17 protein-coding genes and 1 riboswitch are annotated in these 20,053 nt (G+C 64.6%); of the genes, 6 read left to right on the top strand and 11 right to left on the bottom strand.

The features are described 5' to 3' along the window. Nucleotides 1–76: 76 nt before the first annotated feature. From ACVILL_RS18630 to ACVILL_RS18615, 4 genes are read left to right on the top strand one after another with little or no spacing between them, the layout of a single operon-like run. Nucleotides 77–1,024: a branched-chain amino acid ABC transporter permease gene (locus ACVILL_RS18630; RefSeq protein WP_456730389.1), complete on the top strand. Its 948-nt coding sequence runs from the start codon at nucleotides 77–79 to the stop codon at nucleotides 1,022–1,024. Beyond that, complete coding sequence (locus tag ACVILL_RS18625; protein WP_456730388.1) at nucleotides 1,021–2,313, top strand: branched-chain amino acid ABC transporter permease; 1,293 nt, start codon at nucleotides 1,021–1,023, stop codon at nucleotides 2,311–2,313. Before ACVILL_RS18630 ends, ACVILL_RS18625 begins: the two co-directional genes overlap by 4 nt. Continuing rightward, nucleotides 2,310–3,059, top strand: a complete 750-nt coding sequence (locus ACVILL_RS18620; RefSeq protein ID WP_456730387.1) for an ABC transporter ATP-binding protein — start codon at nucleotides 2,310–2,312, stop codon at nucleotides 3,057–3,059. Before ACVILL_RS18625 ends, ACVILL_RS18620 begins: the two co-directional genes overlap by 4 nt. Beyond that, nucleotides 3,059–3,754 (top strand): ABC transporter ATP-binding protein, encoded by a 696-nt coding sequence (locus tag ACVILL_RS18615; protein ID WP_092123845.1) that lies wholly within the window; start codon nucleotides 3,059–3,061, stop codon nucleotides 3,752–3,754. The genes ACVILL_RS18620 and ACVILL_RS18615 overlap by 1 nt, the downstream gene beginning before the upstream one ends. A gap of 62 nt (nucleotides 3,755–3,816) precedes the next feature. On the opposite strand, the gene ACVILL_RS18610 is transcribed toward ACVILL_RS18615, so the two are convergent. Further along, nucleotides 3,817–4,809 (bottom strand): helix-turn-helix domain-containing protein, encoded by a 993-nt coding sequence (locus ACVILL_RS18610; RefSeq protein ID WP_456730386.1) that lies wholly within the window; start codon nucleotides 4,807–4,809, stop codon nucleotides 3,817–3,819. 851 nt (nucleotides 4,810–5,660) lie between these two features. Between ACVILL_RS18610 and ACVILL_RS18605 the strand changes: the two genes are divergently transcribed. After that, nucleotides 5,661–6,923 (top strand): OpgC family protein, encoded by a 1,263-nt coding sequence (locus ACVILL_RS18605; RefSeq protein ID WP_456730385.1) that lies wholly within the window; start codon nucleotides 5,661–5,663, stop codon nucleotides 6,921–6,923. 474 nt (nucleotides 6,924–7,397) lie between these two features. On the opposite strand, the gene ACVILL_RS18600 is transcribed toward ACVILL_RS18605, so the two are convergent. Then, a complete protein-coding gene (locus ACVILL_RS18600) occupies nucleotides 7,398–8,444 on the bottom strand; it encodes an AraC family transcriptional regulator ligand-binding domain-containing protein (protein ID WP_456730384.1) in 1,047 nt (348 codons plus the stop codon). 309 nt (nucleotides 8,445–8,753) lie between these two features. Here ACVILL_RS18600 and ACVILL_RS18595 point away from each other — a divergent pair, with 309 nt between their 5' ends. Further along, the gene (locus ACVILL_RS18595) at nucleotides 8,754–9,017 is read left to right on the top strand and encodes a hypothetical protein (protein ID WP_456730383.1); all 264 of its coding nucleotides are present in this window, start codon (nucleotides 8,754–8,756) and stop codon (nucleotides 9,015–9,017) included. Between the two features lie 18 nt (nucleotides 9,018–9,035). Here ACVILL_RS18595 and uca read toward each other — a convergent pair whose 3' ends face one another. The 9 genes from uca to ACVILL_RS18550 all read right to left on the bottom strand — a co-directional run bounded on the left by uca (nucleotide 9,036) and on the right by ACVILL_RS18550 (nucleotide 20,035). Next, nucleotides 9,036–12,578 carry an urea carboxylase gene (gene uca, locus ACVILL_RS18590; RefSeq protein ID WP_456730382.1) on the bottom strand — a complete coding sequence of 1,181 codons (3,543 nt, stop codon included), beginning with the start codon at nucleotides 12,576–12,578 and terminating at the stop codon, nucleotides 9,036–9,038. Nucleotides 12,579–12,581: 3 nt separating this feature from the next. Next, a complete protein-coding gene (locus ACVILL_RS18585) occupies nucleotides 12,582–13,220 on the bottom strand; it encodes an urea amidolyase associated protein UAAP2 (RefSeq protein ID WP_456730381.1) in 639 nt (212 codons plus the stop codon). Beyond that, on the bottom strand, nucleotides 13,217–14,062 hold the full coding sequence (locus ACVILL_RS18580) for an urea amidolyase associated protein UAAP1 (RefSeq protein WP_456730380.1): 846 nt from the start codon (nucleotides 14,060–14,062) through the stop codon (nucleotides 13,217–13,219). The genes ACVILL_RS18585 and ACVILL_RS18580 overlap by 4 nt, the downstream gene beginning before the upstream one ends. Beyond that, nucleotides 14,059–14,892, bottom strand: a complete 834-nt coding sequence (locus ACVILL_RS18575; protein WP_456730379.1) for an ABC transporter ATP-binding protein — start codon at nucleotides 14,890–14,892, stop codon at nucleotides 14,059–14,061. The genes ACVILL_RS18580 and ACVILL_RS18575 overlap by 4 nt, the downstream gene beginning before the upstream one ends. Continuing rightward, a complete protein-coding gene (locus ACVILL_RS18570) occupies nucleotides 14,889–15,707 on the bottom strand; it encodes an ABC transporter permease (protein WP_456730378.1) in 819 nt (272 codons plus the stop codon). Before ACVILL_RS18570 ends, ACVILL_RS18575 begins: the two co-directional genes overlap by 4 nt. A 45-nt stretch (nucleotides 15,708–15,752) precedes the next feature. Then, a complete protein-coding gene (locus ACVILL_RS18565; protein WP_456730377.1) occupies nucleotides 15,753–16,826 on the bottom strand; it encodes a putative urea ABC transporter substrate-binding protein in 1,074 nt (357 codons plus the stop codon). Between the two features lie 78 nt (nucleotides 16,827–16,904). Continuing rightward, nucleotides 16,905–17,015: riboswitch (guanidine-I (ykkC/yxkD leader) on the bottom strand. A gap of 438 nt (nucleotides 17,016–17,453) precedes the next feature. Further along, complete coding sequence (locus ACVILL_RS18560; RefSeq protein WP_456730376.1) at nucleotides 17,454–18,098, bottom strand: glutathione S-transferase family protein; 645 nt, start codon at nucleotides 18,096–18,098, stop codon at nucleotides 17,454–17,456. Nucleotides 18,099–18,102: 4 nt separating this feature from the next. Continuing rightward, nucleotides 18,103–18,843 carry an SDR family NAD(P)-dependent oxidoreductase gene (locus tag ACVILL_RS18555; protein ID WP_456730375.1) on the bottom strand — a complete coding sequence of 247 codons (741 nt, stop codon included), beginning with the start codon at nucleotides 18,841–18,843 and terminating at the stop codon, nucleotides 18,103–18,105. A 64-nt stretch (nucleotides 18,844–18,907) separates the two neighbouring features. Further along, nucleotides 18,908–20,035: a CaiB/BaiF CoA transferase family protein gene (locus ACVILL_RS18550; protein WP_456730374.1), complete on the bottom strand. Its 1,128-nt coding sequence runs from the start codon at nucleotides 20,033–20,035 to the stop codon at nucleotides 18,908–18,910. Nucleotides 20,036–20,053 lie beyond the last annotated feature (18 nt).

The following is a 20,053-nucleotide window of genomic DNA, read 5'->3' as shown; positions in this document are numbered from 1 at the left end:
CCCGGAATGACAGGTAAGTTCCTTCGTTCGACAGGTCTTGATCACGTGAACCGTTCCAGTCCCAAGCGAGTGCGCCGTGGCTGAGCTGATCGTCATCTCGACGCTCAATGGCGTCCTGTTCGGCATGCTGTTGTTCCTGCTGTCCAGCGGGCTCACCGTCATCTTCAGCATGATGGGCGTGCTCAACTTCGCGCATGCCAGCTTCTACATGCTCGGCGCGTTCTTCGGCTATCAGCTCACCCGCTGGATCGGATTCTGGCCCGCCTTGGTGCTGGCGCCGCTGCTGGTCGGCGCGGTCGGCATGGCGGTCGAGCGCTACGGCCTGCGCAACACCCACAAGCACGGCCATGTCGCCGAGTTGCTGCTGACCTTCGGGCTGGCATTCGCGATCGAAGAGATCGTCTCGATGATCTGGGGCAAGAGCCCGGTCGACTACCGCGTCCCGGCGATACTCGACTTCCCCGCCTTCACCGTGTTCTCCACCAATTATCCCGCCTACAAGATCTTCATGCTGGTCGTGTCGGTCGTGATCTTCATCGCGCTGCTGGTCACGCTGAAGAAGACGCGGGTCGGCCTCATCGTGCAGGCCGCGCTGACCCATCCGAGCATGGTCGGCCATCTCGGCCACAATGTCGGCCGCGTCTTCATGCTGGTGTTCGGCGTCGGCAGCGCGCTTGCCGGCCTCGCCGGCGTCATCGCCGGGCCCTCGCTGGTGACGCAGTCCGACATGGCCGCGCTGCTCGGCCCGATCCTGTTCGTCGTCATCGTGTTCGGCGGCCTCGGCTCGCTGCCCGGCGCCTTCATCGCCTCGCTCTTGATCGGGCTGATCCAGACCTTCGCGGTCGCGCTCAACGGTTCGCTCGCCAGCGTGTTCGGTCCGCTCGATCCGAGCCTCGGCCCCTCGCCGCTGACGGACATCTGGAACGTCACGATCGCGCAGATCGCGCCGATCCTGCCCTATCTGCTGCTGGTGCTGGTCCTGATCTTCCGCCCCATGGGCCTGTTGGGGACGCGCGAGTCATGACGAACGCTCCCACGCCCTCCCTCGCCGCAGCCAAGCAGGAGTCCGGCGGCGCCCTCGGCTTCTACGGCGTCTGGCTGGTCGCAGCCATAGCGCTGGTCGTGCTGCCGCTGGTCTTCTCGTCCGGCGGCGCGCTGACCTCGTTCAGCCTGATCGGCATCGCGATCATCTTTGCGCTGTCCTACAACATCCTGCTCGGCCAGACCGGCCTCTTGTCGTTCGGCCACGCCGTGCAATACGGCCTCGGCGGCTTCCTTGCCGTGCACGTCATGAATGCGGTCGCCAACCACAACTGGCCGATCCCGCTGCCGGCGATCCCGCTGATCAGCGGCATCGGCGGCATGGCCTTCGCGCTTCTGGTCGGCTGGGTCATGACCAAGCGCGCCGGCACCGTATTCGCGATGATCTCGCTCGGCATCGGCGAGCTGGTCGCCTCGTCGTCGCTGATCCTGCGCAGCGTGTTCGGCGGCGAATCCGGCATCACCACCGACCGCACCTCGCTGATGCCGATGTTCGGCTGGACCTTCGGGCCGCAGATCCAGGTCTACTATCTGATCGCGTTCTGGGTGCTGGTCTCCGCGATCGCGATGTACGCGCTGACCCGCACCCCGCTCGGGCGCATCTGCAACGCGGTGCGCGACAATCCGGAACGCGTCGAGTTCATCGGCTACGATCCGCATGTGGTGCGCTATCTCGCCTACATGTTCGCCGGCTTCTTCGCCGGCATCGCCGGCGGGCTCACCGCGATCAATTTCGAGATCGCCAACTCGGCCTATCTCGGCGCGACGCAATCGGGCCTGGTGCTGTTCTCCGCCTTCATCGGCGGCACCGCCTATTTCTTCGGTCCGATCCTCGGCGCTATCCTGGTGACCTATCTCCAGCTCGGGCTGACCAGCGTCACCTCGGTCTGGCAGCTCTATTTCGGCATCATCTTCATCGGCATCGTGATGTTCGCACCGGGCGGCATTGCCGGCATCCTGATGAAGCACCGCCCGCTGATGCGCGCCGGCACGCTCGGCACCGTGATCCCGGCCTATCTGGTCGCGGTGATCCCGACGTTGGCGCTGGTGCTCGGCATCATCCTGACCATCGAAACCGTCGCCCGCTTCTCGGGCGGCGCCGTCATCAACCTGCTCGGCATCCCCTTCGTCGCGACCGCGCCGACGACCTGGGCCGCCGCCGCGGTTCTGGTGGTCGGCGGCTTCCTGGTCGCGCGCATCACCTGGCGGCGCGTCGCCGAAGCCTGGGATCGCGCCGCGACGGTAGCCCGTGATCGGGGGTATCTCGCATGACCGCGGCCATTGAAGTCAACGCCGTCGAGAAAAGCTTCGGCAATGTCGCGATTATCCGCGACCTCAACCTGAGCGTCGCCAGGGGCGAGCGTCACGCCATCATCGGCCCGAACGGCGCCGGCAAGTCGACGACGTTCAATTTGATCAGCGGCCACATCAAGCCGACCTCGGGCGAGATCCGCCTCAACGGCGAGGTGACCTCGGGCTTGCGGCCATTCGAGATCAACCGGCGCGGGCTGTCGCGCTCGTTCCAGGTGACCAACGTGTTCGCCCGCATGACGGTGTGGGAGAACGTCCGCTGCGCCGTGCTGTGGGCGACCGGTCACCGCTACGCGTTCTGGAAGAACGTCGACAGTCTGCCCGAGGTGAGGCAGCGCACCGCGCAGATCCTCGACGACATCCATCTCAGCCATCGCCGCGACGTGCCGGCGGGCCTGCTCACCTATGCCGAGCAGCGCGAGCTCGAGATCGGCATCACGATCGCCGGCGGCGCCAGCGTCATCATGCTGGACGAACCGACCGCGGGCATGAGCCACGCCGAGACCGAGCGCGCCGTCGCGCTGATCCGCCGCCTCACCGAGGGCCGCACGCTCGTCATCGTCGAGCACGACATGAGCGTGGTGTTCGGCCTCGCCGACCGCATCTCGGTCCTGGTCTACGGCCACATCATCGCCTCCGGCACGCCCGAGGAGATCCGCGGCAACCCGAAGGTCAAGGAAGCCTATCTCGGCGAGGAGGTCGACTGATGCTCGAGGTCAGGAATCTTCACGCCTATTACGGCAAGAGCCACATCCTGCAGGGCGTCGATCTCGACATCGCCGCCGGCGAGGTGGTGAGCCTGCTCGGCCGCAACGGCGTCGGCCGCTCCACCACCGTCAAGGCGATCATGGGCGAGGTGCCGCCGCAGGGCACCATTCGCTTCAAGGGCAAGGACATCGCGGGCCTGCCGAGCCACAAGATCGCCCGCCTCGGGCTCGGCTATGTGCCGGAGCATCGCGACATCTTCCCGAGCCTGACGGTGCGCCAGAACCTGATCCTCGGCATCAAGGACCCGCGCCGCCCCGGCAAGTGGCGGCTGCAGGAGATGCTCGACATGTTCCCCAACCTCGCCCGCCGCGCCGACACGCCGGCCGGCGTGCTGTCGGGCGGCGAGAAGCAGATGCTGACCACCTGCCGCACCCTGCTCGGCGACCCCGAATTGATGATGATCGACGAGCCGACCGAGGGTCTCGCGCCGCTGATCGTGCAGCAGGTCGGCGAATTGATCGCGCGGATCGCCAAGGCCGGCGTCGCGATCCTGCTGGTCGAGCAGAAGCTGTCGATCGCGATGAAGATCTCGAATCGGGTCTACATCATGGGCCACGGCCGCGTCGTGTTCGAAGGCACGCCCGAGCAGCTCAAGAACAACGCCGCCATCCGCGAGGAATGGCTCGAGGTGTGAGGCGGACAGCCTCGACAATCCGCGAACATCGGCCGTTGGGCGACGCAAGCGCCTGTTCTCGATCAGAGTCTCGCGGCCCCGCTGGATCCCTTGCGTCCGAACCGAACGCCGCGCGGTGAATCGCCGAAGCGGGCCCGGAACAGGCGGTTGAAATGCGAAACGTCCGAGAACCCCACCTCCAGCGCGATATCGGAGATTCGCTGACGACCGGCATCGGATCCGGTGAGCAACTGGAACGCTCGCTGAAGACGCAGCTCGTTGAGACGCTCGGTGAACGATGATCCCGACGACGCCATCAGGCGCTGCAGATAGCGGGGCGAGATGCCCTGCCCGCGCGCGACCGTCCGAACACTAAGTCCGGGCTCCTCGAAGTGGAGGGCCATGTAGTCGAGTGCTGCATTCTGCCGCGCAGCCACGACGGCGCTCGCGCTGCTCTCGCCCAACGCAGGACACTCGTCGAGTGCGAGCGCCAGGAGATCATGAATGTGGTGCACGACCATCTCACGAAGCCCGGGAGCGCTCAGGGCTCCCGTCTTCAACACCGACTTCAGATATGCCGTGAACAAGCGGAATGCTTCCGTTTGGTGCCAGATCGGCCGCATGGCCAAGCCTTCCACATCAGTCACGCGCTGCGCCAGCACCGCGCGCGGCACGGCCAGGCCGAACTGCAGTCCTTCGACATAAGTCACGCTGACAGGTTCGGAATGCAGAATCGCGATTGCATCGGTGCCGCGAAGCTCAACGTCCTCACCGCGCTGCGACAGCCGACTTCTCGCGGACGAACAGAAGATGACGCCGATGGAGTCATCGCCATCGGCAAGGTTCGCTTGCAAACGCGCGAAACGCATGGACGTGCCTTTGAGCGCGAGCGTACGCAAACCCTGAACCGAGCGCAGGGACGCATCGGCCTGGAATGGAACGTCCGATAGTGGCTCGATATCGGCGTGCACGATGCATCGTCCAAAGTACTCGCGCCACAGAGCGACCCGGATGCGCTCCGGATGGTCACGCGTCGAAAATCGATACGATGAAAAATCGGCTGCGTCCGTAGGCATGGGGACCTCCAGCCTTACAAAACATCAGAACGAAATGCCGCGGCACACCACAGCAAGTCCCTGCATTTTGCAGTTCACGCACCGACCTTTGCTCAATCCGTGCGCACGAGTCCAAGAAACCATGCTATCGGTCTGCTAGTCTCACTCGCCTGTGATCAATGCTGGTGTGAACTGGTTCACTCGGTGGTCAGAATATTACGTGTATAATAACTGCGAAAGTCGAGGCCTGGATTTCCCCTTTAGGAAGAGAAGGTCGCGGTGGCTCTATTTAGGATTGCTGCTATCGCATCCAGTTTGGATATTCCTAGCGACGTGCAGAGCGTAAATCAGTTTTGCGATCCCGCTCGCAATCGATTGAACTCAGGACACTGCGGGCAGACTACTTTGTAGTATTTTGATATCGAATTTATTTTGCTGTCACAGCGACATCGCTGGCAGAGTTCATCGGACATAAAACTATCCCCGGCACCGTTTTTTGCTGCCGGTTGAAATGGTCGAAATCTGTCACGTGGCAAGTCAACCTCAGTGATCAAGAAGGCGTTCGATCATGTCCATAATATTCGACATGCTTTATCAGGAGTACTGTCGCGCCCGCCTCGCCGAGATGCGGAAGCAGCTTTTGATACCGGTCGTCGGCGAAACCCAGCAGAGGCCGTCGGAAGACAGCGATCCTGCTGGCCCCCGTGATTGCGACCGGCCGACGAAGACGTTGCCAACGCTCGGGTAGCCGGCGCACACAATCCCATAGGTATGCCGGAGGCTGGTTCCGCACGCACGCGCCTCGGAGCATCCGAACGTCTCAAGGACCGTTGCCCGATGAGGCCGTGCGCGCACGCCGGACGGATCAACAGATGCATGATCGAACGCACAGCTCGAAGCGATTGATCGGCGAATCTCCGCCGGACTTCAGATCGGCCGGCCGCGACCCGCGCATCGATGTGTGTCGCGGGATCGCGTTATGGTGGATCTTTCTTGATCACATCCCAAACAACGTCGGAAGCTGGTTGACGCTGCGCAACTACGGCTTCTGCGATGCCGCCGAAATATTCATGTTCATCTCGGGCGTTACCTGCGCGCTGGCCTACGGCAGAGCATGTCAGCGCGAGGGCTGGGGAGGCATGATCGGCCGTTCGCTGCGGCGGGGCTGGGACATCTATGCCGCCTTCCTGCTGCTTACGCTCGCCTGCGCCATCCTCGTCTACCTCGCAGGCAGCGATTCGCTTGCCGATGAGAGCAATACGCGAATTCTGTTCGAGCGTCCGGGCGCGACGCTTGCGCACGCCGCGATCCTGCAATACCGACCGGTCAATACCGATGTCTTGCCGGTTTTTGTGGTGTGTCACGTCTTGTTCGCACCGCTGCTGTGGCTCCTGCTGCGCGCGCCTAACCTGACGCTTGGCCTTTCGTCGCTGCTCTACGCACTGGTGCACATCTTCCGATGGCGGGTTCCGGCCTGGCCCGACGGCGTCTGGTTCTTCAATCCACTGGCCTGGCAGCTTCTGATCGTGCTGGGCGCATGGTACGTCATCGAGGGGCACAAGATCCGGAGCTGGGTGATATCGCGCCCTGCGCTCGTTCTCGCCCTGCTCTATCTGGCGCTCGGCCTGGTCCTTGCACTGGGTCGGGACATCAAGCCGCTGGCTTTTTTGACGGACCTGCTGTTTCCAATGGACAAGTCGAACCTCAGCCCGTTGCGGCTACTGCATTTCCTGGCTCTTGCGATCGTGGCGTTGCGGCTCGTTCCGCAGGACTGGCGGGGCCTATCGACGCCGGTGCTGCGCAGCGCGCGGTATTGTGGCGCGAATTCGCTGCCGATCTTTTGTCTCGGCGTCCTGCTGGCGCTGGTCAGCCAACTTGATCTGTTCGACATATCGAACTGGCTTTCGATTCAAATCGCCCTCAGTTCTGCGGGCGTCCTGCTGATGATCGTGGTCGCGACGCTGCTGGACGCGCTCAGCACCAGGCGGGAGCGGCGGCCCCCGGTGAACGGGGCTGATCGCGTGATCCCCGCCGCCGGTGCAAACTGGAAAGTTCGGGATCGCGCAGGCAGGACCGCTCTTGGTCCGCTTCAGAACGCGCACAACGTCCGCGTCCGCACCACCGTCGCGACCTAGGCGGACGTTGCGCCTCCATAAGCCTTAACCAGGCATGAGGAACGCCACGACGTCGCCATCCTGCTGGTCGAGCAGAAGCTGTCGATCGCGATGAAGATCTCGAACCGTGGCCTGCATCACAGGGCACGGCCGCGTCGTGTTCGAAGGGCCTCCCCGAGCAGCTCAAGTCCAACGCCGCCATCCGCGAGGAACGGCTTGATGTGTGAGGCGAGGCCGGGCAGGCACGGCAAAAGATCAAAAGGTGCCGAAGTACAGGACCCAGATCAAGGCGATCAGGAGACTGTGGAACCAGACGATGGACGCCAGGAATAGCCAGTCCTCTCTGGTCATGGGGCCGAAAAATCCGGCCCAGGCGTGGCGACAGCGACACGCGAGTTGAGACAAGAGGTTTGAACGCATGGCGCTGCCTAGCGGAACACGATCCGCCAGGTCTTGCTCATATGTGACAACTACTTGAGGGCTTGTGTCAGCCCATCACCGAACGCCGTTCGAACTGCGATAGGCCCTTGGCGTGAGACCGGTCCAACGGACGAACGCATGTGTGAACGAAGAGACTTCGCTGTAGCCCAATAACCATGCGATCTTGGAAATCGGCAGTTCCTCATCTTCGAGGTAATGCCGCGCAAGCGCAATTCGAAACGCCTCGAGGATGTCTGAAAAGCCATCCCCCTCCAACGATAACGCCCGAGCGAGAGTTCTCCGGCTCATACCAAGACGGCGCGCGACCGTCTCGGCGTTGGCTTTGCCGTGCGGCAGCAACTGGGCGATCTGATCTTCGACTCGAGACCGCACACTGGTCCGTCTTGATGCCCGGCTGGTCAGCGCTTCGTCGGCATATTGAAGCAACATCCTGTTGAGATGCAGATCGGCGCCCACGACGGGTAGCGCGCCGATCTGGGAAGGAAACAGGGCCTCATCCCTGTCGGCGGCAAATTCGATCTCACATCCGAGAAAGGATCGCACGTCCAACGGTGTTTCCCGTCTGGCATGCTTCAACTTGATTTGCTTTGGGACCAACCTACCATCGGTCAGTGCGCGGCAGATACGGACCAGCGTAATCAGCCAGAATTCCGCGTGGTGACGATCCGACGACCGATCGAGGTTGACATACTCGAATCCCATGGCGAACCCGCGCTCAAGAGAGCTCCGCAGCCGCACCCCCTCGTTGTTGATCGCGCAGTAGCGTCCGCCGATTTGCAAGGCGTCAACAAGATGCTCCGATGACGCCATGACGTAATACAGAAGCCCGATCTCCCCCAGCTCGAAACCCTGGGCCAGATGGAATCCGAAGCAATCGTCCTGCAGTTCCCTGGCAGCGAGTTCGAGCAGCCTGACCTGCGCTCGCGCGTCGATGCGGCGCTTGCGATCCTCGACGTCGTCGATTGCCAGGCCTGCGGCAGACACGATCGGAGCCGGGTCAACCTGCGCATCCCGCAGTCGGGCACATGCGAGGCGCGCGATCCCCCCGGCAGAGCTCGGTATCGATGGTAAGGCCCTCGCAAGCCGTGTGGCGGTTTTCATTCGGCACCGAACTGTTTTCCCGCTCAACGTCGGGAGCTTCTCGGATCGGATTTTGACCTATGTCAAATGAGCTCATGTGTTCGAGGCATCCGGTCCGACACCATCTCGCAATTTAATGACCCGGGATCACAAGACGCAACGGCAGCAAATCATCTAGCCGATTGCGTCCGGGCTGCTCCCATTTGTGCCTGAAAATCACGATTTCGGCTTCAACCAGGTCCACGCAACGGCGAATTCATGAACGACATGGTGAGGCGTCGGGAAAGCCTTCAGACTGGCGCCGCGGCAAACGGCCGGATGAACTGAGCCGTGGCCGGAGAAGAACGCGCTCAACAGAGCGGCATTCATCGGTCAATCCGTTTCCTGATCACCGAAGGCGAGACCGCAGGCACCTGGCGTTACTCGTTTTCCATCGGCGATCGCAACTTCACCGGCAAAGTCCAGGCGGTTCTGGGGTTGCTGGCGGCGCGCCGCGTCAAGATGAAGATCAACCGGATGCTTAAGCAAAATGTGCCCGGAGGAGGCGACGAGACGCCGCCTCCGCCCGTCCCGCCGGCTGATCCCAAGGAATAGCGCAGCAGACGTCCCGCCCTAACTCGGCCGGATCAACGCCACGACATCCCCGGCGCGCAGGGTCTGGCCGGGCTTGACCGGCACCGACGCAATGCGGCCCGCCGCCGGCGACAGCACCGATATCTCCATCTTCATGGACTCGATGATGGCGAGCACATCACCGGCCGAGACCTCGGCGCCCTCCTCGACCAGGATCTTCCAGATGTTGCCGGGGACTTCGGAGAACGCTCCGATCTGGCCATCGGGAATGCCGGTCGCAGCGGCACTCGCATCGACCAGTTCAGCCGGTGCCTCGTCGAGTTTCATCTCGCGCCAGCGCTGCCGTTCGGCATCGAAGGCCGCCTGCTGCGTTGACTTGAACGCGGCGATCGACGGCTGCGCCTCCCCCAATGTCCTCGCATAATCGGCGTAGGAGAACTCGCCCTGCTCGATCCTGATGTCGTATTGCCCGTGCGGGAATGCGGCGCGGGCGTCGAGCAGCTCATCGGCATCGACCGGGAAGAAGCGGATCTTGTCGAAGAACCGCAGCAGCCAGGGATGGCCCGGTTCGAACACCCGCGTCGTGCGCCAGGTGTTCCAGACCTGGATGGTGCGGCCGAACAGCTGGTAGCCGCCCGGCCCTTCCATGCCATAGATGCACATATAGGCGCCGCCGATTCCGACCGCGTTCTCCGGCGTCCAGGTTCGCGCCGGATTGTACTTCGTGGTCACCAGCCGGTGTCGCGGGTCGAGCGGCGTCGCAACCGGCGCACCGAGATAGACGTCGCCGAGGCCAAGCACGAAATAATCCGCGTCGAACACGATGCGGCGGACATCGTCCTCGCCCGCAAGCCCGTTGATGCGCCGGATGAACTCGACATTCGACGGACACCACGGCGCGTCCGCGCGCACCAGTTCCTGATACTTGCGCATCGCAAGCTCGGCCTCCGGGTCCCGCCACGACAGCGGCAGATGCACAATGCGGCTCGGCACCCGCATGGCGTCGACATCAGGCAATTCGCGCTCGATCCGCCTGAGCACGTCGAGCAGCCTTCCCCGCGACAGCGCCGTGCCGTCGTAATGGATCTGCAGCGAGCGGATGCCGGGCGTGAGATCGATCAGGCCGCCGAGCTTCGCGTCCTCCAGCGCCTGCGCCAGTACGTGCACGCGCAGCCGCAGCGCGATGTCGAGCTCCATCGGGCCATATTCGACCAGGAGATTGTCGTCGCCGGCGCGGCGGTACACCACTGGGATCGGCCCATTCTCGTTGCGGCCGATGACGGCCGAGCCGAGCTCGGGCGCCTTCAGGATCGTGGGACCCGCAACCGGATCGTCGCGTTTGACCGGCACGAAGCGGACAGTGTCGCCCGGCCTGAGCTGGCCGATCTTCCAGAGCTCATCGCGCGCGACGACCGCCGGACAGACGAAGCCGCCGAGGCTCGGCCCGTCGGGCCCGAGAATGATCGGCATATCGCCGGTGAAATCGATCGAGCCGACCGCATAGGCATTGTCGTGGATATTCGACGGGTGCAGCCCGGCCTCACCGCCGTCGGCACGCGCCCAACGCGGCTTCGGCCCGATCAGCCGCACGCCGGTGCGCGCGCTGTTGAAGTGCACCTCGTAGCTTGATGCGAACAGCGTTTCGATATCCTCGTCGAGGAAGAAATCCGGCGCGCCATGCGGACCATAGACCACGCCGATCAGCCAGGCCGAGGTGAGCTCTGCCCGCTCGTCCTCCGTCGCGCGCCGCGGCGCGGCGAGATCTGCTGACTCTGCACCGATATGCAGCACGTCGCCCGCCTTCAGCGCGCCCGTCGCATGACCGCCGAAGGCGCCGAGTGCGAACACCGCGCGCGACCCGAGAATCTCCGGCACGTCGATGCCGCGACGCACGGCGAGATATGTGCGCTGGCCTGGGCCCTTGATGCTGCCGAGCGCGAGCGTCTGGCCCGCGCGCACCGCGACCGGCTCGTGATAGGCGACATCAGTGCCGTCGAGTGACGCCTTCATCTGCGCGCCCGCGAGTGCGACGATCGCATCGGTGTTGAAGCGCAAGGTCGGCCCGTTGACCGTCAGCTCCAGCGCGGTCGTCGTCTCGGGGTTGCCGACCACGCGGTTGGCGAGGCGAAACGACCGCTCGTCCATGGGACCGCTCGGCGGCACGCCGACATGCCAGAGGTGCAGGCGGCCGGGCAGTTCCTGCACGCCGCTCTGCGCTCCCGGCGCGACGACGTCGATGGTGCGGGGGCGATAGCCGAACGCGCCGAGGACGCTGGTCGCGACCCGCCCGCTGCGGAACACGTCGGATGCGGCGATGGCGCGCAGATAATCGAGATTGGTCTCAATGCCGGCAACGACCGTGTCATCCAGCGCCTTTGATAGCCGCGCGATCGCGGCCTCGCGCGTATCGGCCGACACGATGATCTTGGCCAGCATCGGATCGTAGAACGGCGACACTTCGGTGCCGGTCTCGATCCACCCGTCGATCCGCGCGTCCGGGGAGAAGCTGACCTGCGTCAGCCGGCCCGCGCTCGGCCGAAAGCCGGCGCCCGGGTTCTCGGCATAGAGCCGCACCTCGATCGCAGCTCCCTTCGGCGCGAGCGCGCCTGCCTGGCCCAACACGTCCTCGCCGGCCGCCTGCCGGATCATCCATTCGACGAGGTCGACGCCATAAACCTGCTCGGTGACGGGGTGCTCGACCTGGAGGCGGGTGTTGACCTCCAGGAAGTAGAAGTCCTCGCGCTCGACGTCGTAGATGAACTCTACCGTGCCCGCCGATTCGTAACATACCGCCTTGCCGAGCGACACCGCGGCCGCGTGCAGCCGCCGGCGGATCCCGGCGGAGAGCCCCGGCGCGGGCGTCTCCTCAAAGACCTTCTGATTGCGACGCTGCAGCGAGCAGTCGCGCTCGCCGAGCGCCACCACATCGCCCTTGCCGTTGCCGAAGATCTGCACCTCGATGTGGCGGGCCCGGGCGACGAACCGTTCGAGATAGACCCGGGCGTCGCCAAAGCTCGCCCGCGCCGTGCGCTGCACCGATTCGAAGCGCTCGCGCAGCGTCGCCATGTCGTGGCAGAGCTGCATGCCGATGCCGCCACCGCCGGCCGTGCTCTTCAGCATCAACGGAAAGCCAATCGCTTCGGCTTGCTGCACCGCCTCGTCGATGGTCTCCAGCAGGCCCGAACCCGGCAGCAGCGGCACGCCGCTCCGTTCGGCGATCTCGCGCGCCTTGTGCTTGAGGCCGAACGCATCGAGATGCTCAGGCCGCGGCCCGATGAAGGTGATCCCGTGCTCGGCGAGCCGTTCGGCAAAGCGGCGGTTCTCCGACAGGAAGCCGTAGCCGGGATGCACCGCCTCTGCGCCGGTCGCAAGACACGCCGCCATGATCGCATCGACGTTCAGATAGCTTTCGGCGGCCGGCGCCGGACCAATGCGCACCGCCTCATCGGCGTCGAGCACCGGCCGGGTGAAGCGGTCGGCGTCGGAATAGACCGCGACCGATCCGATCCCCATGCGACGCAATGTTCTGCCGATCCGCCCGGCGATCTCGCCGCGGTTGGCAATCAGGACCTTGCTGAACATGCCTCACGCCTCCGGCTCGAAGATCGTCACCTGGACCGGCGTCGGGAAGAAGCCGTTGCAGGGGTTGTTGATCTGCGGGCAGTTCGAGATCAGGCAGAGCACGTCCATCTCGGCCACCAGCTCGATCGCGTCGCCGGGCCTGGAGACACCATCGACCACGGTGAAATTGCCGGCGGGATCGATCGGCACGTTCATGAAGAAGTTCAAATTCGGCACGATGTCGCGCTTCGACAGGCCGTGCCTTGCCGCTTCGATCACGAAATTCTCGCGGCAGGCGTGCTGGTAGCGGGTCTGATGCCCGAACCGCACGGTGTTGCTCTCGCACGAGCAGGCGCCGGCCGAGGTGTCGTGCAGGCCGCAGCTGTCGGCGGTGACGCGCAGCATCACGCGACCTTCATTGGACATGATCCTGGTGCCGAGCCCGACATAGGCCGAGCCCTGCGCGCGCAGCGTATCCTGCCCGCTGTAGCGCTCGCCGAGATCGTCAGCACGATAGAACAGCGTATCGACCGCCTGCTGGCCATGGGTGTCGGTGATCCGCAGCGTCTGCCCTTTGCGGATGATTGCCGACCACGGCTGGCGCGCGGGAATTTCGACATCGAGAACGACGCGGCCGCGGGCCTGAACGGATTGCGTGGTCATCGCGCGGCTCCTTCGCCGATCTCGCCGAAGTACAGCGCATTGTTCTCGTAGGCACGAACTGCCTCGGCGGTCGCGGTGCGGCACAGATCGTCGGCGGCGAGCTTTGCCGAGCGATAGCGCACGATCTCCACGCTCGCCTGCGGATAGGCGGAAGCCGGATCGAGCGGATGCGGACAGTTTGACAGCGCGATCAGCAAATTCATTTCTGCGCGCAGATCGACGAAGTCGCCCTTCTGCCTGCGTTGATCCGACCAGATAAACTTGCCGCCCGCGTCGATCGAAACCGGTGCAAAGAAGCTGACGCAGGGATGCACATCGCGGCGGTCGAGCCCGAGCTTGGCCGCAGCGAGAACAAAGTTGTCGCGCGTATTCCGGAAATGTCCCTCACCGTATTTCGCCTGGTTGGTCGCCGCGGTCGAGCCGCCGACCACGGCGTCATGCGCGGCGCTGGTGTCCTCCGTGATGGCGAGCAGCGCGCGCCCCATGTCCGACAGCAGCACGCGTCCCTTCTGCAGCCGCGCCGCCCACTGCACCTTGATGGTGTCGGCATGGTTGAGCCGCTCGGCGGTGTCGGCGGCATTCCAGGCGAGCAGGCTGACCGCGGATGGCCCCGACGTGTTGACGATGCGCAGCGTATCGCCGCGGTTCAGCCGCGTGGTCCAGTACCAGCCGGCCGGAATCACCTCGCGATGGATGATCGCGTCGGCCGCGATCAGCGCCGCGTCGCGCGCAGTCGGCGCCGGCAGCGCGCGCGGCGCGTGCTCCTGCCCGGCCGCCTTCAGCTCGTTGTAGCGTCGCGTATGCGCCGCGACCTCGGCGTTCTGTTCCTCTGTGAGGATCATGGTTGCTCCTTCAAGACGAGAGCGCCGGGCCGTCCCGGCTGATGCTCCTTGCCTGATCGGGTCGTCCCGACCGGAGCTGGTTGAGCCGATGGCCGCAGCTCGGCGCTGCGGCGTGGAAAGATCTCGATGTCGCGCGACACCGTGGCGCCGTAGCGCTCGCGCTCCTCGGGGCGGTTGCGCTGCCGCTCCAGCGCGATCACCCGCGTCGCGAGCCCGAACGCCTCGCTGAGGTCATGCGTCACCATCACGACCGTCAGATGGGTCTCGTTCCACAACCGCTTCATCAACAGATGGATGTCGGCGCGGATGCCCGGATCGAGCGCGCCGAACGGCTCGTCGAGCAGCAGGATTTTTGGACCGCGCATGATCGCCTGGGCAAGCGCGAGGCGCTGCTGCATGCCGCCGGACAGTGCGGATGGATATTTGCTCTCCTGGCCGGCGAGCCCGACCTCTGCAAGCAGCTTCATCGCTTCGTCGGCGGCCGCGCGCCGCGTTGCGCCGAACAAGCGGCCAGTGAATCTAGCATCGCGCAATTCGCGGCCGAGCATGACGTTCTGCAGGACGGTCAGATGCGGAAACACCGAGTAGCGCTGGAACACCACGCCGCGATCGGCATCCGGCTCGCCGGGCAACGGCCTGCCGTCGACCAGGATCTGGCCGCGGCTCGGCTGTTCCTCGCCGAGCAGCATGCGGAGCAGCGTGGTCTTGCCGCAGCCGGACGGGCCGACCAGCGCGATGAAGGCGCGCGGCTCGACCTCCATCGTGATGCGCTCAAGCACGATGTGGTCGCCATATTCCTTCCAGACGTCGTCGAAGCGGATTGCGCTCATTCCGCCCTCACCGAGGCAAACCAGGGAAACACCTTGCGCTGCATGAGGCGCAGGCCGACATCGATCAGGAACGCGAGCAGCGTGATCCAGGCGACGTAGGGGATGATGACGTCCATCGCGAGATAGCGGCGCACCAGAAAGATCCGGTAGCCGAGCCCGGAATCGGAGGCGATCGCCTCGGCCGCGATCAGGAACAGCCACGCCGGCCCGAGCTGCAGCCGCAGCACGTCGATCAGCCGCGGCAAGGTTTGCGGCATCGCGACGCGCAGCGCGATCTGCCAGGTCGAGGCACCGAGCGTCTGCGCCTTGACGATCTGCTCGCGCGGCAGCTCCTGCACCTTCATGGCGAGATCACGGATCATGCAAGGCAACGTCCCGATCACGATCAGCGCGATCTTGGAATTCTCCCCGAGCCCCATCACGATGAACAGGATCGGCAGCAGCGCCAGCGGCGGCACCATCGAGGTGACCGACACGAACGGCCCGAGCAAGGCATTGGCGCCCGGCAACAGCCCGATCACGATGCCGAGCACCAGCGCCGCCACCGTCGAGATCGCCAGCGCCGAGCCCAGCCGCCCCAGGCTGGCGACGGTGTCGGACAGCATCAGGTATCCGCCGGTGCGCGGATCGACCTCGAACGCCATCTGCTTGACCGCCTGCACCATGCTCGGCAACGCCGGCAGCAGCTTGTCGTTCGGGTTCTGCGCGAGCCGCGCGCTGGAGCCGGCGAAGTAGGCGATTGCGACCAACAGGAACGGCAGCGCGAGCAGATAGAATCGCGTCTGCCGTCCCGGCCGTATGTTCACAAGTCGCATCGTCGGCTCCTGGCTGAGGCGTCGTGCTGCGGTCAGAGCTTGCGCTCAAAGCTTCCCCTTGGCGGCCTCGTCCATGTAGGTCGGGTCGAAGCGCAGCTTGACGTTCGCCTTGTCGCCCAGCACCGACTTGTCGGCGAGCTCGATGCCGACGGCATCAGCCGATTTCGCGCCCTTGCCGAGCAGGTCCTTCTCGAACAGGAACTTGCGCACCCGATCCATGGTCGCGCCGACGGTCTTGCTGCGCGTAAAGGCTTCGGCGTCGGTCGCCTTGTCGAACAGTTTTGTGGTCGAGAGCTGGCTGTCGAAGCCGGCGAGGTCGGTGCCGGAGGCCTTGGCCATCGCCTCCTTGGCGGCTTTCGCAGCAGGATCGTTCGCCGTCATCCTGGACAGCGTCTCGTACCAGATGCCGACCAGCGCCTTGGCGAAATCCGGATTGTCCCTGGCCACCGCGGTGTTCACCACCATCAGGTCCATGATCTCGCCGGGAATCTGCGAGGAGTCGAACACCTTCCTGGCATCGGGCGAGCCGAGGATCTCCGTCACGATCGGATTCCAGGTCACGACCGCGCTGACATCGGGCGTCTTGTAGGCAGCCGCGATATCGGCATCCGACGTGTTGACGACCTTGACGTCCTTCTCGCTGAGCTTGGAGGTCTCGAGCGCCCGCGCCAGCAGATAATGCGACACCGAGAACTCGACCAGATTGACCGTCTGTCCCTTGATCGCGGCGAGATCGGCCTTGTTCTTCAGGATCACGGCATCATTGCCGTTGGAGAAGTCGCCCATCACGACCGCCGTCGTGTCGACGCCGCCGGCTGCGGGGATCGACAGCGCGTCCATGTTGGTGATGGTGACGGCATCATAGCCGCCGGCGGTGTACTGGTTGATCGACTCGACGTAGTCGTTGAACTGCTTGACCTCGATCGCGATGCCGTATTTGTCGGCCCACTTCTTGACGATGCCGGTGTCGGCCGCATAGCCCCACGGCATCCACCCGACATAGATCGACCAGGCGACCTTGAAGCTCTTCTTCGGCGCAGCGTCGGCCGGAGGTGCGGCCGCAAGCACGACCGCGCAGCCGATGACAACAGAGCGAAGGAATAAAGAGAACTTGTTCATTGCCGATCCCTCTTGCGAAACTTCACAAAAAGGGACTGGCGAAAAGACCATCGCTCCGCCAATCCCTTGGCTGACGAGGTCTCCCGGGCTTTTATCCCGCCGTGCACCTGCGAGGATGTCTCCCCCGCAAGCGGCTGCTCTCGGACCAGCACCTTGCTTGGCAAGATCGGAACCCTAGCGGCCAACTCAACGCTTTTGATGCACGAGCCGTGCCATCGCGCCGGTATTTGAATCTCATAAGATTTTCCGGTGCGCTGCGTTCGACGGCCACGGCGCGCTGCTTAAAAACTACGCAGGCCTGCCCAGAAATGGCTCTGTCATTTCATCGAGGTCATCAGCAGGATGACGACGAGGGGGATGTTCGATGCGCAAGCTCTTGAGTGCCCTGTGCGGCAGTCTCTGGCGTGGCCTGCACGGCCGCTACGGCCTTGCGCCGGCATGCGACGTCGGCGGTGCAAAGAGCAAGCGGCTCTGAATCCGGTGACTACCTCTACGGCATCATCCCCTCATCCCGAGGAGCCCGCAGAGCGGGCGTCTCGAAGGATGTAGGTCGCAGTCGGGCCTCATGGTTCGAGACGCGCGTTCCGCGCTCCTCACCATGAGGGGCTTGTGACGCGATAGGTCTACTCAGGCCTTCACGGTGTTGATCGCGACGCTTTCCTTGTAAGCCGGCCGTGCGGTGACGCGGTTGAGATAGGGCGTCGCGACGTCACAGACCCCGACGCCGTAGTCAATCGCCCATACCAGGCAGGTCGCGAGCAGGATGTCCGCGCTGGTGAACTGATCGCCCATCAGATATCTGCGGCCGTCCGACAGCGCGACTTCGACGTGCCTGAGCTGCTGGCGGAAATATTCCGCGGCCTTGCCGACCACGTCGGGCGCGTGGCCGTAGATGTGCGCGAGACCCTGGAGACCGTGGCGTCGCATCACGTAGAGGCTGGTCGAGTCCAGCTCGGCCACGATGAAGAAGCACCATTCCAGCCAGCGCGCGAAATCGCGCGGCTCGATCGGCACCAGCGAAACATCGGGATTGGAATAGGTGCGCGACAGATAGGCAACGATCGCGGCGCTCTCACCGATCGTGAAGTCGCCGTCCTGCAACAGGGGTATCTTCTGGCGCGGGTTGAGCAGCGTGTATTCGGGCGTCTTGGTTTCGCCGGAACGCGGCAGGATCGGCTTGCAGCGATAATCCAGTCCCAGTTCGTGCAACGCCCAATGGGCCCGGATTGTCCGCGATGTCCCCACGCCCCACAGCGTCAGCGCCTTCGGCATGGCATCACCATTTCTCGACCGACGGCCGCAGATCGAGTTCATGGCTCCAGCCGTCGCGACTTTGCTGGTGCACGAACCAGTAGGCCTCGGCGATCGAGGATGTCTTCGTCAGGGAATCCGGCGCGATCTCCGATGCGTCGATGCCCCTGTCGACCATCCGCTGGTGAATCGCCGGACTGTCGACACCGGCATCGATCAGGAGATGGGCGACATGGATGTTCTTCGGCCCGAGCTCACGCGCCATCGCCTGGGCGACCGCCCGCAGGCCGAACTTCGCGGACGCAAAGGCGGTAAAGCCGCTGCCGCCGCGCACGCTCGCGGTCGCGCCGGTGAACAGCATGGTGCCGCGACCATGCCGCAGCATGTGCCGCGTCGCCTCGCGCCCGACCAGGAATCCGGCGAAGCAGGCGAGCTCCCAGGCCTTGAAGAACAGTTTCTCGCTGGTCTCGTGGAGGTCCTTCTTGACGTTCGAGCCGGCATTGAACAGGCAGACCTCGATCGGTCCGACCTCGCGCTCGACCCGCTCGCACAGCTCCTGCACCTCGTTCTCGCGCCGCGCGTCGAGGGCAAAGGCGTGGACCCGGCCTCCGGCGCGCGTCAGCTCCTCCACGAGCGCGCCCGATTTCGCAGGATCGCGCCGTGCGATGCAGACGGAGTAGCCGCCCGCCGCGAACCGCCGCGCGACCGCGGCGCCGATCGCATCGCCCGCGCCAACCAGCAAGGCAGTCTTGTTCCTCTCGGCCATAGGATATCTCCCACCGACGGCGTTCTTTCAGTTCGAAAATCGTGACGTTGCGCGGCGCGGCCGCTCAGACCGCGCGCACGGCCTTCTGCGCGATCATGTCTTCGATGGCGGCCTCGCCGTAGCCGAGATCGCGCAGCACCTGCCTCGTATGCTGGCCGATGCGCGGCGCCGGGCCGCCGATCGCCGCAGTATCGACCTCGAACCGCGCCGCCGGCTTCGGCTGCCGCACGGTGCCGACCCCGGGCTGCTCCAGCTCGGCGATCAGCCCGCGGGCCACCACCTGCTCGTTGGCGATGATCTCGCCGCGGCGCAGGATCGGCGCGCACGGCACGTCGGCCGCATCGAGCCGCGCCAGCCATTCGGCGGTGGTGTGCCTGCCGATATAGTCCTGCATCTTCTTGATACGCGCCGTCGCGTTGACCGAGCGCGACGCCGGCGTGGCGAAGCGCTCATCGGCGGCAAGCTCCGGATCTCCGGTGGCCTTGCAGAAGCCCTGCCATTCGGAATCGGAGATCGTGCCGCAGGTGAGGTAGCCGTCCGAAGTCTGGAACACGAGATCGGGACGATCGTTCGGATCCGACGCGGTCTGCTCGCGGCCGACCACGGTGTATTGCATCATGCTTTCGGGCCAGAGATAGGCGATCATCGCGTCAAGCATCGCGACCTGGATGTGCTGGCCGCGGCCGGATTTCTCACGGGCATACAGCGCCGCCGTGATCGCCTGCGCGGCATAGACCGCCGTCGTCTTGTCGGCGACGATGGTCCGGATCATCTGCGGGCGGTTGGTGACGGGCTGCGCCTGCACGTCGCAGAAGCCCGACAAGGCCTGCACGATCGGGTCATAGACGCGCTTCTTGGCGTAAGGTCCGTCCTCGCCGACGCCGCTGATCGAGACATAGATCAGCCGCGGGTTCTTGCCGCGCACCTCGTCCGGACCGAGCCCGAGACGTTCCATCGTGCCGGGCCGGAAATTCTGCACCAGCACGTCGGCCTCTCGAACCAGCTTGCCCAGCACCTCGCGGCCGGCATCGGTCTTCATGTCGATCGAGAGCGAGCGCTTGCCGCGGTTCGACGAGATGAACAGCGCCGAGAACTCGCCGGTCTTGTCGACATTGGCGCGGCTGCGACGGGTGATGTCGCCCCCGATCGGCTCGACCTTCAGAACATCCGCGCCCTGATCGGCCAGAAACATCGTCGCGAACGGACCGGA

The organism is Bradyrhizobium sp. USDA 3364 (genome assembly GCF_054056355.1).
Note: the sequence above shows the minus strand (reverse complement) of the source record. Positions and strands in the feature narration are given on the sequence as shown.

What these genes read in the sequence shown, in the direction of transcription:
- ACVILL_RS18565 (WP_456730377.1), bottom strand. Translation starts at nt 16,826, where the DNA reads ATGAACAAGTTCTCTTTATTCCTTCGCTCTGTTGTCATCGGCTGCGCG.
- ACVILL_RS18585 (WP_456730381.1), bottom strand. Translation starts at nt 13,220, where the DNA reads ATGACCACGCAATCCGTTCAGGCCCGCGGCCGCGTCGTTCTCGATGTC.
- ACVILL_RS18610 (WP_456730386.1), bottom strand. Translation starts at nt 4,809, where the DNA reads ATGCCTACGGACGCAGCCGATTTTTCATCGTATCGATTTTCGACGCGT.
- ACVILL_RS18575 (WP_456730379.1), bottom strand. Translation starts at nt 14,892, where the DNA reads ATGAGCGCAATCCGCTTCGACGACGTCTGGAAGGAATATGGCGACCAC.
- ACVILL_RS18625 (WP_456730388.1), top strand. Translation starts at nt 1,021, where the DNA reads ATGACGAACGCTCCCACGCCCTCCCTCGCCGCAGCCAAGCAGGAGTCC.
- ACVILL_RS18555 (WP_456730375.1), bottom strand. Translation starts at nt 18,843, where the DNA reads ATGGCCGAGAGGAACAAGACTGCCTTGCTGGTTGGCGCGGGCGATGCG.
- ACVILL_RS18605 (WP_456730385.1), top strand. Translation starts at nt 5,661, where the DNA reads ATGCATGATCGAACGCACAGCTCGAAGCGATTGATCGGCGAATCTCCG.
- ACVILL_RS18615 (WP_092123845.1), top strand. Translation starts at nt 3,059, where the DNA reads ATGCTCGAGGTCAGGAATCTTCACGCCTATTACGGCAAGAGCCACATC.
- uca (WP_456730382.1), bottom strand. Translation starts at nt 12,578, where the DNA reads ATGTTCAGCAAGGTCCTGATTGCCAACCGCGGCGAGATCGCCGGGCGG.
- ACVILL_RS18550 (WP_456730374.1), bottom strand. Translation starts at nt 20,035, where the DNA reads ATGTTTCTGGCCGATCAGGGCGCGGATGTTCTGAAGGTCGAGCCGATC.
- ACVILL_RS18570 (WP_456730378.1), bottom strand. Translation starts at nt 15,707, where the DNA reads ATGCGACTTGTGAACATACGGCCGGGACGGCAGACGCGATTCTATCTG.
- ACVILL_RS18620 (WP_456730387.1), top strand. Translation starts at nt 2,310, where the DNA reads ATGACCGCGGCCATTGAAGTCAACGCCGTCGAGAAAAGCTTCGGCAAT.
- ACVILL_RS18560 (WP_456730376.1), bottom strand. Translation starts at nt 18,098, where the DNA reads ATGCCGAAGGCGCTGACGCTGTGGGGCGTGGGGACATCGCGGACAATC.
- ACVILL_RS18580 (WP_456730380.1), bottom strand. Translation starts at nt 14,062, where the DNA reads ATGATCCTCACAGAGGAACAGAACGCCGAGGTCGCGGCGCATACGCGA.
- ACVILL_RS18600 (WP_456730384.1), bottom strand. Translation starts at nt 8,444, where the DNA reads ATGAAAACCGCCACACGGCTTGCGAGGGCCTTACCATCGATACCGAGC.